Raw genomic sequence first — 13428 nt, 5'->3', positions numbered from 1 at the left:
GGTCACAGGCGAAAATAATGGGGCGAACGTTGCCGAAAATGCATATCAAAGCCAACCTGGCTAGTTTGCTACCATGGCTGGCGACTGGCAGGCGTTGGGTACCTGGTTTGCGGCCGTAGTCACAGGGGAGTCGAAGCAAAGTACGCCATGGCGCAAGGCTGCGCCCTCCCCTGCTATGCCGCCGAACCCGCCCACAAGAAGCGGACATAAGGACTTGGGCATGGCCGAGGCATCCACCGATAAGTTTTCAGCCGGCGAGCAGGGTCTGGGATACATCTACCAGGCGCGACTCGCGCTGTTGCATCTGCTGCAGTTGCCTGAGGACACTGCCGTCTTCCTGGAAAAGGACGACGACCTCGATTTCATCGACGGCGACGGCGGCAAATCCCTGGCCTCGCTCAAGCACAAGGCGGTCGGCGACAGGTTGACCGACCTGTCGACCGATTTCTGGAAGTCCGTCAACATTTGGCTGGCGCGATACAAACGCGATGGCCGTGCCGCATCGAACCTGCGGTTTTTCCTGTTCACCACCGGCACGGTATCGGCCGACTCGTTTCTTGCTCGCCTTCTTTCCGACCAGCCTGTCGCCTCCGGCGAGGCGGCCATGCTGACCGAGTTGGCCGATGCCGCACTCACCAAGTCGACATCGAAACTCATCGCTCCGATCGCCACGGCGTTCAACGAACTGAGTGACACCGAGAAGCAGGATTTTCTCGAACGCATCCTGATCCTCGACGGCAGCCCACGTATCGGTGACATCCCGGCAACCATCAGGGACAAACACATGCGGAGCATCCGCCGCGAGCACCGCGAGTTTGTCTTCGAACGGCTGGAAGGCTGGTGGACTGACGCCGTGATCAAGCAGTTGACGGGCGCCAGGACGGAAGGAATCTTCGGTTACGAAGTCTCGGACAAGCTGTCCAACTTCGCTGAGGAATACAAGGTGGACAACCTCCCCATTACCTTCCGCGGAAAGGTGCCCGCCGGCGAGATCGACACTGAAGCCGATACGCGCCTGTTCGTGGCGCAATTGCGGGAGATCGGCATTTCCTCCAGCCGGATCAGGAGCGCGATCCTGGACTACTACCGGGCGTTCGAGCAGCGGTCGGCCTGGGCACGCGAGAACCTGCTGGTGTCGGGCGAAGTTGAAGAATATGAAGATCGCCTGGCCGACGAGTGGAACCGCTACAAGGATGTCGCCTTCGAGAAAGTGAGGGAAGACAGCGCCGAGGACGCGCTTCGCGAAGCTGGTGCGACCCTCTACAACTGGGCAGAGTTCGAGACCGGGAAGATCGAATCCCTGCGCATCCGCGCACGGGTCACGGAACCCTACGTCCTTCGCGGCAGCTTTCACATCCTGGCGGATGCCGCGCCCGAACCTAGGGTCTACTGGCACCCGAGATTCCTCGACCGTCTCGGCAAAGTGCTGGGGGTGGCCCCATGAAACGATGGGATCGGCGCCCCTTCGAGATTCGGAACTTGTTCAACCCTGCCTTCTGCGGCTTGATCCTGTTCCGTGCCCTGCATGGCTACGAGGAAGAAGACGCCCGCGGCATGCCCTTCTCGCTGTCGCTGCTGGTGCTGCCCCTGTGCCTGCACAAGGATTCACGTGAGGTGATCGCCAGCAGTCCACGCAGTTATCTGCTCAAGACCACGGAGAAGAACCAGCAAGTCATGGTGGGCTTCGCCGACAGGGTCACGCAGATGCTGCCCTATGCCTTCGAGGGGTTCGGTCTGCTGATGGAAAGAGGCTGCATCGCCGTCGCGGACGATGGTCGCATCCAGACCGTGCCCAAGAAGGTGCGCAAGGCAGTCGACGGAACCGACGAGACTGTCGCCTGCCAGAAAGTGGCACGCATCGTCGGAAAAGAATTCGCACGCATCGCCGACCAGGCGACCGTTTATACGACTTTCGGAATTCGTCCATGAAGATCAGCTCCATCCACATCTACAGCCATGACGGCCAGCGCCGGGACCTTCGGTTCAAGGTGGACGGGCTCAACGTCATCACCGGTCGCTCCTCCACCGGCAAGTCCGCGCTCTCCGACATCATCGAATACTGCATGGGGCGCTCCACGTTCAACGTCCCCGAAGGCGTCATCCGCGACAAGGTGGCCTGGTTCGCTGTGATCTACCAGTTCGAGAAGGAGCAGGTGCTGGTCGCCAAGCCGACGCCACCTGGCGGCGGTGCCAGTTGCAGCATGGCAATGCTGCGAAGGGGTGCTCAATTGCAGATTCCCGAGCTCAAGGACTTGGCGGTCAACACCGACGACGACAGCATCAGCGAACTGCTGTCGCGCTTGCTTGGTATTCCCGAGAACCGTACCGAGGTCGCGCTCGAACACAGTCGCGACAGCTATGATGCGAACGTCAAGCACACGTTCTATTACCTGTTCCAGAAGCAGGGGCTGGTCGCCAACAAAGACCAGCTTTTCTACCGCCAGAACGAGCCGTTCCAGCCACAAGCGATCCGCGACACGCTGCCGATTCTGCTCGGCGTGTCCTCCCACGACCGCTATGAATTGGAATCCAGGCTACGCACGGCGCAACGGGACCTGAGGATCAGCAACAAGAAGCTGGAACAGGCACGCGATACCGTCGATACGTCGCACGAGCAGGCTATCGGCCTCTACTCGGAAGCCCGGACGGTCGGTGTCATCGGCCACACCGACGGGAACCCGGGTGCCGACGGCGTCATTGACGCGTTGAGGTCAACGCTATCGTGGAAACCCGAAACGGTAGCCGACGACGACGGTAGTCGGATTTCGCTTCTGGAAGAAGAACTGAGCCAGCTGCGACAAGATCGCCGCGACACCCAGACCAGGATCGACGCAGCACGACAGTTCGCCAAACGGGCGGGCGGCTACGAAAGCGAGGCCGCCGAACAGATGGACCGACTGGCCTCGATCAAGGCGCTGCCGAAGAATTCTGACAGCGGCGAATGGCAGTGGCCATTCAGCGAACGGAACCTGGCGCTGGAATCCCCGGTCGCCGTCGTCCTGCTCAACGAGCTGGCATCGCTCGACAAGGAATTGCGCATCGCCACTGGCCAGCGCCCGAAACTCGAAGCCTATCTGACCGAACTGACCGGCAAAGCGGACGAGATCGCGGGCAACATCAAGCAGAAGGAAGCGGAACTGTCTGCGGCGATCTCGGCCAACGAGGTCATCGCCCAGATGGGCAGCCGCAACAACGCTGCCGCGCGCGTGGTCGGCCGCATCAGCCTGTTCCTGGAAACCCTCCTCCCGAACGAGGATCTTGCCAAGCTGGAAGCGGAAAATCGCCGCCTCAGCAACAAGGTGAAGCAGCTTGAGGACCAAATCGGCGCCGACGACAGCAACGAACGCCTGACTTCGATCCTCAACAACATATCCGCACAGGTGTCGCGCTACATCCAGAAGTTCAACGCTGAATTCGGCCCCTACCCTGCGCGGCTTAATCTGCCGCAAATGACGATCATCTTCGATCGACCCGAGCGTCCAGTCCCGATGGGCCGGACCGGTGGCGGTGAAAACCACTTGGCCTACCACCTGTCGGCACTACTCGCTCTGCATCTGTTCGCAGCCCAAAACAATCGCCCGATTCCGCGGTTCCTGCTGATCGATCAGCCGACCCAGGTCTACTTCCCGTCCGAGCAGCTCTATAAGAACGCCGATGGCTCGGTGCAGAACACTGAAGCCGACGCCGACCTCGATGCGGTGCGCCGGTTGTTCGAGTTGTTGCTGAAGTTCACCCAAGAGGACGTCCCCGGCTTCCAGTTGATCGTCACCGAGCATGCGAACCTGCGTGAGCAGTGGTTCCAGGACGCGTTGGTGGAACAGCCGTGGACCAAGCCGCCTGCGTTGGTTCCCGAGGATTGGCCGACGGAAACGGTGAACTGATCCCGTAAGCAACCCTCAAGCCGGGCAGCAGTCGGGGGCTGTCGTATCGCCCCCTCGCCTTTCCATACTCCGGGCATCAATTGGACATACGGGAGCGACGACGCATGAGCGCCACGGATAAAAACCAATCCAGGTTGCTGACGACTGATGAACTGGCCATCTGCATCCGCATGTTCCGCGGGACACGGCACGGGTTATAGGAGCTCTCGGATCATGTTCTTTGGCAAGCTCTCTCTTAGAAATTTTGGATCGTTCGACCAGTTCGACATGACCTTCAAGGAAGGCATGAACGTCATCTGCGGCGACAACGGTGCCGGCAAGACACAACTTGTGGGTGCGGTGGTCGCCGCCTTAATCGGAAAATCGGCGGTTCGCATAAATGCCGCAGGCACTGGGCCTTCGACGGTAAACGTGTCCCTCCATGAAGAGGGCGTCGCCGAAGATCTCATGTTGACGGTGTCCCTAGATCGCGAAGGCCACCCCCATGTCGAACAGCATGTTGCCACCAGCGACGACGGCAACCCCGCTGCACCGTTGGGCGAGCGCCTGCGCGCAATGCTCTCGAATCCCGATGCCCCCCGGCTTCTGCTTCGCCGAGATCCGGGAAGATGGCAGCCCTTGCCGCTGGTTCCCCATCGCGTCGAGTCGCTGCTCCCTGACAGCTTGAGGCAGAGTCAATCGTGGCTCGATATACGCGCGAACGGCATGTTCCGAGATGCCCGCGCCTCCGGCGGACAACAGTCGCTCGGCATGTTGCTCGACGAGTTCGTTGTTCGGCGCACCTCGAAGCAGAACCCGCCGCTCATCGTGGAAGAGTTCTTTGAAACGATGTCCCACGACATGCTCGACTTTCCGAGGGCACTTCTTGAATCACTCGCCGAAACAACGCAGGTCATTGTCTTGACCAACAATCGCGTGGCGTTTCCCGATCACCCCATGACCATGTTGGAGCGCGCCTCGGCGGAGACATCGTCTCTCGCCTACTACAACTATCTTCTAGAACTCCAACGGCCTCACTTACCGATACGCAAACGCCCCAAATGGATCAAGGGTCACGTCTTCCCAGAGCAGGAAACCCGCGCGTGCGAACTGAAGGAAGTCAAGGGTGAAAATCCGCTTGCCGCCATTAAGGGTGTGGTCGATCAATATGTGGTCGCTTTCCTCAACGCTGGAACACCCCAGGAAGGTGCCATCTACTGGGGCGTTCGCGACGAGGACCGGGCCATCACCGGAGTCAACCTCACCGATCGGGAATGCGACGAGCTGCGGCGCGTCGTCACCGAGAAACTGCATCAGATTACGCCCTCACTTGCCCCCACGCGATATCGCATCGAACTTCATCCGATAAGTGATGGCGTCCAAGCGATACGCGGTCTCTATCTTGTGGAGATCCGAATTCCGTCCATTCGTCAATCGCTCCTGTTCGCAACCGGGAGCCAGGAAGTCTATGTGAAAACGGACTCCGGTAAGAAGAAGCTCACCGCGCTACAGATTCAGCAGGAACTACTGCATCGGTATGGCATTGATCATGCCTCTTGAGTACTACCCGCGGTTCGCAAGCAAGATGCAGGCGTTACATTTGCAAGCTTCATCGTGAACTGATCAGAGAGGCTCGGACATGAAAGTGCATCTACTCATAGACATTCGCCTGCTGGATATCGAGCTGGCCTTGTCAACGTATGGGATCGTAGTGATAGAGACAACACGACCGCATGCTATACAAATCAGTGAGCTGGCTAGGTCGCGACTCTTCCCTGACGGACCGACCTTTACCGTCGATGACGATGACGAGTATCCCGACACACTCAACCTGTTGGCGACCGAGGTACCACCTGATCTTGGCTGGAGCCACTATCTTGTCTATTCCAAGGTGTTTCCGTACAGCCTCGAGCGCGCTAAAGACCGCGTCCGTGCAACAGTATCAAGTTGGCCAGGTCGACAAAACTATGTCTATGAAGTGCCTTGATGTCGGCACCATACTTTGAGGCGTAAAGTTGGAAGGCGTCTCTCTTCGTTGCGACGGTGCACAAGGGCACGGATCATGCGCAGCAATGCACTCTTCTTTCCATACATCGCGCTTCCGAACGAGGCGTGGACGGTCAAGTCACTCCTCTACTGGGACAAGCTCTCATCCATCGTGCCGCTGGACTACCTGGACCGCCCGGAACAAATGAGCGGCTTCATGCGGAAGCTTCTCACGGAAGGTCTCGTCGAACCCGTCACTCCCGGTCGGTATATACATCAGATTCCACGATTCGATGAGAGCTTCATCCAATTAGTCGAGCACCGATTGCAGCGACGCTCTCAGCTCAACGTTCCAACCGGCCGTATGAGCCGTATTCACGCGGAGAAGCTCGGCGCAATACCGGAGTTCTTGGTGGCATCAAGACTTGCGAGGCAGATCGATTGGAATTGGTACGATGTGGAAAGCACGACAGCAAACCTGTTCATGGCCTACTTGGCCGCGTGCCTCGGAGCAATTCCCGAAGTCGATGCAGCTCCAGTGACGAACCAGGCGGCCTTCGCTCGGTACCTGCAACCACGTGTAGGGCAGATGGGGCAGTATCCCGCGCGTAGGCAGGAGGTTCGTGGCGTGGTCCTCGACAACCTATTGCCCGCCCCCACCGGGCCGGTGGATGTGGCCACGTTGCTCCGTTTCAAACGACGGCACGGCCCTCGCCTGCAACGCTTCCGCACACTCGTCGAAGCCCATTGCACTAGAGTGGCCTTACTTCGTGATGCCACTGATCGCACCGAAGCCAACGAAGCATTCCTCCAGGACTGCGAGCAGCGCATCGCCGAGATCAAAGAATCCATGCAGCGGGCGTTCGGACAAGTGATACTTGGTTCACTTGCGCCACTCTTTGGCGCTGGATTTACGGCTTATGCAACGGACCTAGGCAACACAACCGCCTACGCTGGTTCCGCCTTGACGCTGGCAGGTGCTGCTTACATGGCGATCGCCAGTATCCGAGGACCCAGGGCGATCCGGAATCGTCCATTGGCCTACGTTGCCCATGTGAGACAGGCCTTTAGTGCCGCATAGGCGATGTCTAAGGGGTTTGAACAGGCTCTTACATCCATCATCGACCTGATCGCCGCTATTCCCGGCCTACGCAACTGGCCCGAAGTCAATGCGTTCCCCGCTCGCGTAACTGCTGTGCAGTGGGACAGCTACGGTGGTAAGAACAACAAGGCAGCTTATCAACACCACCGACAATGAAGAACGCACCTCGCCGCAGAAGACCTAGCACGCTTCAAAGGACCCCCACACTCCATCCCAAGCTGCGTCTGCGATGGAAGCGCTGGTTGCCCGGCATGCGTCGCGATCTGACGAGCCTGCTCGCAAGCCAGGAGATATTCTGGGACCTGCAGGAAGTCGCGAAGCAGAACCCGAAGGTACTTCTGCCGGGCGACTTCTTCGGCTGGATGTGCTCGAACTACGTGGCGACCGTGTCGATCGGCATCCGTAGTTTCACGGATCAATCCAACAGTTCGCATTCGCTCTGGCGGATGCTTTACGAAATTCTGGAAAATCCAGGCATCATTGAACGCGCCGCCCATGTACGCATGTACGTCCCCGTGCCCGGTGCCGAATATGGGCATTCCACGTTCGATAATGTCGTGGGGCCGGGACGCGCATTCCTGTCGCAGCAGGCAATTCGCACCGATCTGCGTCGGATCGAAGACAGTAGCGAACGCGTCCGACGTTTCGTGAACAAACGCATCGCGCATCGGAATTCGCCAGGCAAGATCCGTCGTCTGCCCAGGTTCAACGAGATCGACGCCGCCCTGCGGACCCTTGATGAGATTCTCTGCAAGTACAACCTGCTGTTGACCGCTCAAGGTATGGCGTCGCTCAGGGCCACCTTCCAACATGATTGGCGGCATGTTCTCTGGGAACCGTGGATTCCCAAGGGAAGTCCGCTTCGCCCTGGGGACTAAGGCTGTTTATTCTCGCCCTACTACGAAACCGAACATCGCGCCGGGCCGGTAACTCCATGCGAAAAAACTACCGCTTCAAAATTCTCGATTACGTGCCGCCGATCGTGGCGTTTCTGGCCGCGGTTGCCGCAATCATTGGTTCACCCAAGTGGTCTCCAGATGCCTCCGGCTTCTCGAAGATCACGCCATTCGGCTGGGTCGTTCTGGCGATCGGCTTCCTCGCCTTGATCACGTCGATGCTGGTGACCTCGCGCAACAAGCGCGAACAGGCCATCCGGAAGAAGACCAAGGAACGCATAGCTGCCATCGGCATTCGTCAGTTGCTGAGGGAGTTTCAGCACGCGATCCATCCGATCACCAATGACTCAATCTGGCGTCGGCAATGCGATCCCCCGGAGTCACCTTTGGATCTGCTCGACCCCGATCGCCGCAAGGTCCTCGCATCGCTCGACCTGAATTCGGCATCACCCTACGCGGACGGTTCGTTCGAGGAAATCCGATGGTTCAGCATGCTGGAGCGAGCAGCGAAGGAAGGGGTGGACGAAATCACGACGACGCTTCAGATCTATGCCAGTTACCTGTCCCCGGAAATCATGGACGTAACGACCAAGCTACTCTACTCGGATTTCCTTCGCTTCAGACTGATGCACATCCGTGAGATCGTCGTGGCCAACACCCACCACGACGCAAATCGTCCGGTCCCCTTCTTCAGTGTGGCGGACGATGCGATGCACAACCAGGACTACGAGGAGTTCTGGCGTCTCCTAGCGCATGCAATGAAGCTTTGTGGTGCGGAAGTCACGCCACAGGATAAGCCGAAGTTCGCATGGCGCTAAAGCCCATGGCGATAGGAAAGTGATGGGCTATGACAGCGCTACTTTTTCGAGGTGCCGTGGCCGGCCGAAACCGAAAAAGTGGAGCCGCTTGACCAAACCATCGACGCGCACATCAGTTGAGCAGCTTATGCCCGATATCCCCATTGCCGACGCCCTACTGTCAGCCCTCCTTAACCGTGACGAAGCTGCACTCAGTACCATCGAAACACACCGCGCCGCCGAGTGTGCGTCCATTCGCACTGTCGTCTGCACCGATAACCCTGGTGCGGTCGACCTAGACCTCGGTCTTAGTGTGTTCTCGAACGACTATGTGACCTCATTTTTCGAGGGCCCACGTGCGTTCTTCCTGTCGGCTGGAACAAGTGTCCAAGCGCACCTCACGGGTGGTAGGTCGAATGTACTCATCGACTTTTCACTCAGCTTCGACTCGAATTTCGCAGAGAAGATACGTGCAGTCATTGCCGGCGAAAACATCCAGAAGGCTGATCGCGACAGGGTTATCGAGCTCCTCATGCTCAAGGCTCGAAATCGCCGCGTGCAATTCGATGTAGTGCCGTTCCTCATCGAAAACGTGCGCCTGGCTCGTGACGATCCTTCCAATAAGCGCCCTTTGAATACACTGATCGCTTTCCGCATGCTCGACCACGTGGATTGGGATGCCTTTCGTGATGCTCCCGACCGCTTAGCTTTCGATGTTCCAAGTCAAGATCTGAAGGTCATGCTACGGCCTGAAGCCGAAAACTATCTTGTGGAACTACACGCCAGTAAGCTGATCACTCATCAAGAAGCCAAGAGTGCGGGAACGCAGGCTCTATTGCTGCGATTCGCACGACTGTGGCACGAGGAGCGCAAAAAGGACAAAAAGCGGATCCTGCGCGAATTGCTCCGTTTTAGCATCCATAAGCTAGGGGCAATCCAGCTCACTGAAATACGGTTGATCTGGAGCGGCATGACCTCCAACCAGGGATCACCGTTCTTCGGCCCCATCATAGGCCGGTCCCACGAAATGCTGAAGGAGATTCGCGGTATGGCCTGGGACATGACGCTTCTTCGTGTCATGGAACAAATCGCCACGGTCAGTCAAGTCGGCTCCTTCTTCATTCCCTACTTCGTGTCCCTGGATCGCCGCTGGCGTCATTTGCTGCGCCTCAATCCTGTGAGGTTGATGTTGATCGACGATGCTCGTCAACATGTGCTCTTCGCCCGTGCCGATGAACTGGAGTTCCAGCGAGCGCTGGAAGAATGTACGCAAGCCGAATTGCAGTCGGAGATGACACCTGAAAAGATCGAAATTCGCCGCAGGTCGGCCCAGGCAATTGATTTGGACACAATGCAGCAGCTCGTCGTGGATGAAGAGCGCCATTGGCTCTAACAGGCCTCGCAGTAACCGCCGAGTGGAACCAGACAAGCTCTCCACCACTTGTTCAAAGATCACGCAGGCAAGCCTCACGCTCCAGCTCCGCACACAACCCGATGGGCCGGGATATCAGGCAACGCAAAATGCGTCCCATGCAAAGCTCATTGCCAAACCAGACAGCCTCTTAACTTGGGGCACTACGCCCCAACCCTCCAAATCGATTGCGGTACTCTTCCAGTCCAAGTGCCATCGCCTCAGCGTCATGCTCGTTCACTTCGGAAGCGTTCTTTACACTCAGCCCTCGCTTTAGGATCGCGAGCTCTGGAAGAAGCTCCGACTCGGCTCCGCCCTTCAAGATCGAGGGAAGAAGCAAATAGGCGCGTGACCGGCTATAGATATCGAGGAAACGACTCAGATTGACATCGGACTCCGCGTGCATTGTCTGCATTCGCGATGTCATCATGAAGGTTTTACCTGTGGGCTTCTCATCATTGGAAGGAAGCTTGGAAGTAATAAGGACACGGTAGTGAGCCGGATGATCCGCAGAGATTCCACGCACTATCGCCACGAATATCTCGTCTCGTCTATCGACCTGCCCCAGGCGTTCGCGCCAACGCGTGAAGATCTTCCTGGCGGCATCTTCGTCCGTAAAAATGAGAGAAATCGCTGGCGGATACGATGGCCCCCAGTGGGCGAAGGCCACCCCCGTCCAACCAGCTCGATTCCAAAGATGCACATCAATAACGGAGCGAACATCAAGGTCACGATGATCGTGCGTCTGAAATAGTGCGCTACTGCCACCTGTTGCCGAATAACCTTCGCCATCTTCTACTGGATCCAGTGCGCGACGAGTAATGGTGGGGCGTGCCGACTCAAGCGTGAACACCGATGTTGCCATCTGCACCCAGTCGCCGAGCTTCGACAGCCCTCTCTTGAATATGCGCTGGCGGCTGTTTCCTGCAACCACAACCATCCCAATGCGGTCGAGCACTGCTTCATTCTCAAAGAGATGTTCGACCGTCTGCTTCAGATCCTCTACATAGCACGTGGCGGCAAAGATCGTAGCCGCCAGCCCGATCAGCATCTTCTGGACATCGTCCTGTCGGTCGTATGTGGCAGGTATCAACCCGGCCGGCCAACGAATGGTGGCAGACATTTCCTCGGCATCGATCGTGAAGTCGGGCGCCTTGACCTGTGAACTTTCTTGCAGCGTGATAGTGAAGTTCTCCGTATGCGCCGCTGCGCCCAGATCGATCGCCGTCGCGAAAAGCGCTTCTATGGAACCTATCGCTGCCTCCGCAGCAAGGATCGAGACGTCAGAACATGAGTGGTGAACAGCGACCCGAACGCCCTGCACTCTCGATACAAGACACTGTGAGTCCCCCTCGTTAAATATGACAGGACCGTGCGGATTGCTGGAGACCGGCTGGCTAGCCAGCAAAGCGAACAAATCGGCCACATTCTCTGGCGTCTCTTCATGCGGTATCGACCCCTCCTCGCGGAGTACCGCCTCATGGCCTAGCACGTAGAGCAGTGAGTTTCGGCTCTGCTGCAGGCCGAGTCCACCAAGAACATTGGGCAATGAGACAAGCTGCTGAAGCTCTTGTGTCGTGAAATTCAGAATCTGGCTTGCCAAGATGAGATCGAACTCGGCGAGCCGCTCCATGACACGCTCCTTGGAGGCATCATCGAGCGGGAGCATCGCCGCACAACCTTGAACCAGCCGAATGGCTTCGAGAGCGTCCGGAAGGTGCCGAAGTTCGACAGCGATCCACGCTAACATTAGGATCGTAGGCACGATCGAGGCCGGAAGATCGCTGTCCTCTTCCGCTTCGATGAACATTGAAGCCATCGCAAAAATGCAGCTAGCGCGCGCAGCCCAGAGCAATCCAGCACTACGATAAGCAAGCGTGAGCAGTTGCAGTGCTTCGATCAATGAATCGGCATACTCCTTTTTGGTGAGTTGCCGCGCAGCCTTGCCCAGCAACCGGATCATTTCGAAGTTGTCTTCGAAATCGAGCTGTTGAGCGCGTTTGAGGAGCACGAGCGCACCCTGAGCTTCGCCAGTGCGCTCCGACACAAACTCCGCCACGTCGTCGACGAGTTTGGCATAGCCAAGGTCCCTGCCCGCGGCACTGCCAAACACCTCGATCAGCTTGGTCAAGCGATCGACTGAGAATTCACCGAGGCCCTTTGCCTGCCTGATCACGCCAGAGAACTGCGTCCAAAGAGAACTCAGCTTCTGGGAGTCTTTCTTGAGAAATGCCTGGTTGACTTCGATGACGAGTAATGAAGTCTGCGCTTCCAATGCATTGTTTGGACGTTCATCATCTGCGGCCACCCACTTCAATCTGCCGCTCAATCGAGTTGTGCGCTCTTCCAGCTTGGCCTCATCGACTGTCAGATGCTGATGGACAACCGAGTTGAAAAGTAGTTGAGCTAGGTTGCACAGAAGCTCAAGATTCTTGGCGTGGTCCGTGTCGCTCACGAGCTTCTCGAAAGCGTCGTAACTTCCGTTCAAATACGTGATGTCGTCGAACCACCAAAAAGCGGTCCAGATCCATTCGTAGTTAGCCTCAAGCCTCTGGCGATGAGTACCATCTTGTTCGGCAAACCGAACTGCGCGAGCAAACCGCCCATCCGTCTCAGTTCTTGGACGCTCGAGATTGCGTGATAGCTTGGCTGCTACCAAAGCCTCCGTCACGCGCTGCATCTCCATCCCGAAGAATGCCTCCGGATTGCCGAGCGCCTTCTCAATATCTTCAAGTTGCTGGGAGCGAGAATAGTCCGACGGTCCTAGCCGATGCGTGTCGGCGACTTCTTGCCCGACACCGAGGTAGTTGAAGGCTAGGTCTCGGCGATCGCCATTGACGATCTGCTCAACGATCCAACTCCGGTCGAGAATAGTGACAGTCACACCATGTTGCTTGGTGAGTTCGTCTTCGACACGAGCGCGATCCTTCGCACGGGCGAACTGTGCCGTAACGCAAATGATTTTCTGATACCCACGCTGCGTCGCTACGATGCCTGCAACGTCGTTGCGTACTTTCTCCGCCCACTTTTTCTTGGCGCTGAAAGCGAATGCCCAGCGTTCCCGGTTGGCGTTTGCCTCGCCCACATAGGCAAGAGTTGCGATCTCATCAGCAACCGGGATAGTTTCGGTATCAGCCTTGCTGTCCCCGCCTCCCTCTGGCCCTGTGGCAGGTTTCAAGTTTGGGCAAATGGTGCGTTCGCACAGCTTGCGACAAAAAATTTCGAAGTCGTGAGTCTGGTTGCGCGCAGTGATGGTATCGAGACAGTATTCGAGTGTCGCTGCATCGAACAAGTATGTGGTTCGATCGCTGGTGTCTGAATAGAGTTCGGGACGCAGTTGGCGCATGAATTCCGATGGTGACACCCTCTCCTTTTG

Annotated in this window: 10 protein-coding genes; 9 read left to right on the top strand and 1 reads right to left on the bottom strand. The window is 57.5% G+C overall.

Annotated features, from left to right (window positions below):
- Positions 1-220 precede the first annotated feature (220 nt).
- From UUA_RS05305 to UUA_RS05265, 9 genes are all read left to right on the top strand, one after another.
- Positions 221-1444, top strand: a complete 1224-nt coding sequence (locus UUA_RS05305) for an ABC-three component system protein (protein WP_008434890.1) — start codon at positions 221-223, stop codon at positions 1442-1444.
- On the top strand, positions 1441-1929 hold the full coding sequence (locus tag UUA_RS05300; RefSeq protein WP_008434888.1) for a three component ABC system middle component: 489 nt from the start codon (positions 1441-1443) through the stop codon (positions 1927-1929). Before UUA_RS05305 ends, UUA_RS05300 begins: the two co-directional genes overlap by 4 nt.
- Positions 1926-3881: a DUF3732 domain-containing protein gene (locus UUA_RS05295; RefSeq protein WP_008434887.1), complete on the top strand. Its 1956-nt coding sequence runs from the start codon at positions 1926-1928 to the stop codon at positions 3879-3881. Before UUA_RS05300 ends, UUA_RS05295 begins: the two co-directional genes overlap by 4 nt.
- Positions 3882-4094: 213 nt before the next feature.
- A complete protein-coding gene (locus UUA_RS18750) occupies positions 4095-5420 on the top strand; it encodes an AAA family ATPase (RefSeq protein ID WP_008434884.1) in 1326 nt (441 codons plus the stop codon).
- A gap of 79 nt (positions 5421-5499) precedes the next feature.
- Positions 5500-5847, top strand: coding sequence for a hypothetical protein (locus tag UUA_RS19265; protein WP_155943238.1), 348 nt, complete (start codon positions 5500-5502; stop codon positions 5845-5847).
- Between the two features lie 75 nt (positions 5848-5922).
- Positions 5923-6927: a DUF6236 family protein gene (locus UUA_RS05280; RefSeq protein ID WP_008434881.1), complete on the top strand. Its 1005-nt coding sequence runs from the start codon at positions 5923-5925 to the stop codon at positions 6925-6927.
- Positions 6928-7199: 272 nt separating this feature from the next.
- A complete protein-coding gene (locus UUA_RS05275; RefSeq protein ID WP_008434879.1) occupies positions 7200-7826 on the top strand; it encodes a hypothetical protein in 627 nt (208 codons plus the stop codon).
- A gap of 56 nt (positions 7827-7882) precedes the next feature.
- On the top strand, positions 7883-8662 hold the full coding sequence (locus tag UUA_RS05270; RefSeq protein ID WP_008434878.1) for a hypothetical protein: 780 nt from the start codon (positions 7883-7885) through the stop codon (positions 8660-8662).
- Between the two features lie 88 nt (positions 8663-8750).
- Complete coding sequence (locus UUA_RS05265) at positions 8751-10034, top strand: hypothetical protein (RefSeq protein WP_202946894.1); 1284 nt, start codon at positions 8751-8753, stop codon at positions 10032-10034.
- 169 nt (positions 10035-10203) lie between these two features.
- On the opposite strand, the gene UUA_RS05260 is transcribed toward UUA_RS05265, so the two are convergent.
- A complete protein-coding gene (locus UUA_RS05260) occupies positions 10204-13398 on the bottom strand; it encodes a tetratricopeptide repeat protein (protein WP_155943237.1) in 3195 nt (1064 codons plus the stop codon).
- Positions 13399-13428: the final 30 nt, after the last annotated feature.

Source organism: Rhodanobacter thiooxydans LCS2, assembly GCF_000264375.1.
Classification (GTDB): domain Bacteria; phylum Pseudomonadota; class Gammaproteobacteria; order Xanthomonadales; family Rhodanobacteraceae; genus Rhodanobacter; species Rhodanobacter thiooxydans.
The sequence above is the reverse complement of the archived record's forward strand: the minus strand, read 5'-3'. Positions and strand labels throughout refer to the sequence as shown.

What these genes read in the sequence shown, in the direction of transcription:
- UUA_RS05305 (WP_008434890.1), top strand. Translation starts at nt 221, where the DNA reads ATGGCCGAGGCATCCACCGATAAGTTTTCAGCCGGCGAGCAGGGTCTG.
- UUA_RS05300 (WP_008434888.1), top strand. Translation starts at nt 1,441, where the DNA reads ATGAAACGATGGGATCGGCGCCCCTTCGAGATTCGGAACTTGTTCAAC.
- UUA_RS05295 (WP_008434887.1), top strand. Translation starts at nt 1,926, where the DNA reads ATGAAGATCAGCTCCATCCACATCTACAGCCATGACGGCCAGCGCCGG.
- UUA_RS18750 (WP_008434884.1), top strand. Translation starts at nt 4,095, where the DNA reads ATGTTCTTTGGCAAGCTCTCTCTTAGAAATTTTGGATCGTTCGACCAG.
- UUA_RS19265 (WP_155943238.1), top strand. Translation starts at nt 5,500, where the DNA reads ATGAAAGTGCATCTACTCATAGACATTCGCCTGCTGGATATCGAGCTG.
- UUA_RS05280 (WP_008434881.1), top strand. Translation starts at nt 5,923, where the DNA reads ATGCGCAGCAATGCACTCTTCTTTCCATACATCGCGCTTCCGAACGAG.
- UUA_RS05275 (WP_008434879.1), top strand. Translation starts at nt 7,200, where the DNA reads ATGCGTCGCGATCTGACGAGCCTGCTCGCAAGCCAGGAGATATTCTGG.
- UUA_RS05270 (WP_008434878.1), top strand. Translation starts at nt 7,883, where the DNA reads ATGCGAAAAAACTACCGCTTCAAAATTCTCGATTACGTGCCGCCGATC.
- UUA_RS05260 (WP_155943237.1), bottom strand. Translation starts at nt 13,398, where the DNA reads ATGCGCCAACTGCGTCCCGAACTCTATTCAGACACCAGCGATCGAACC.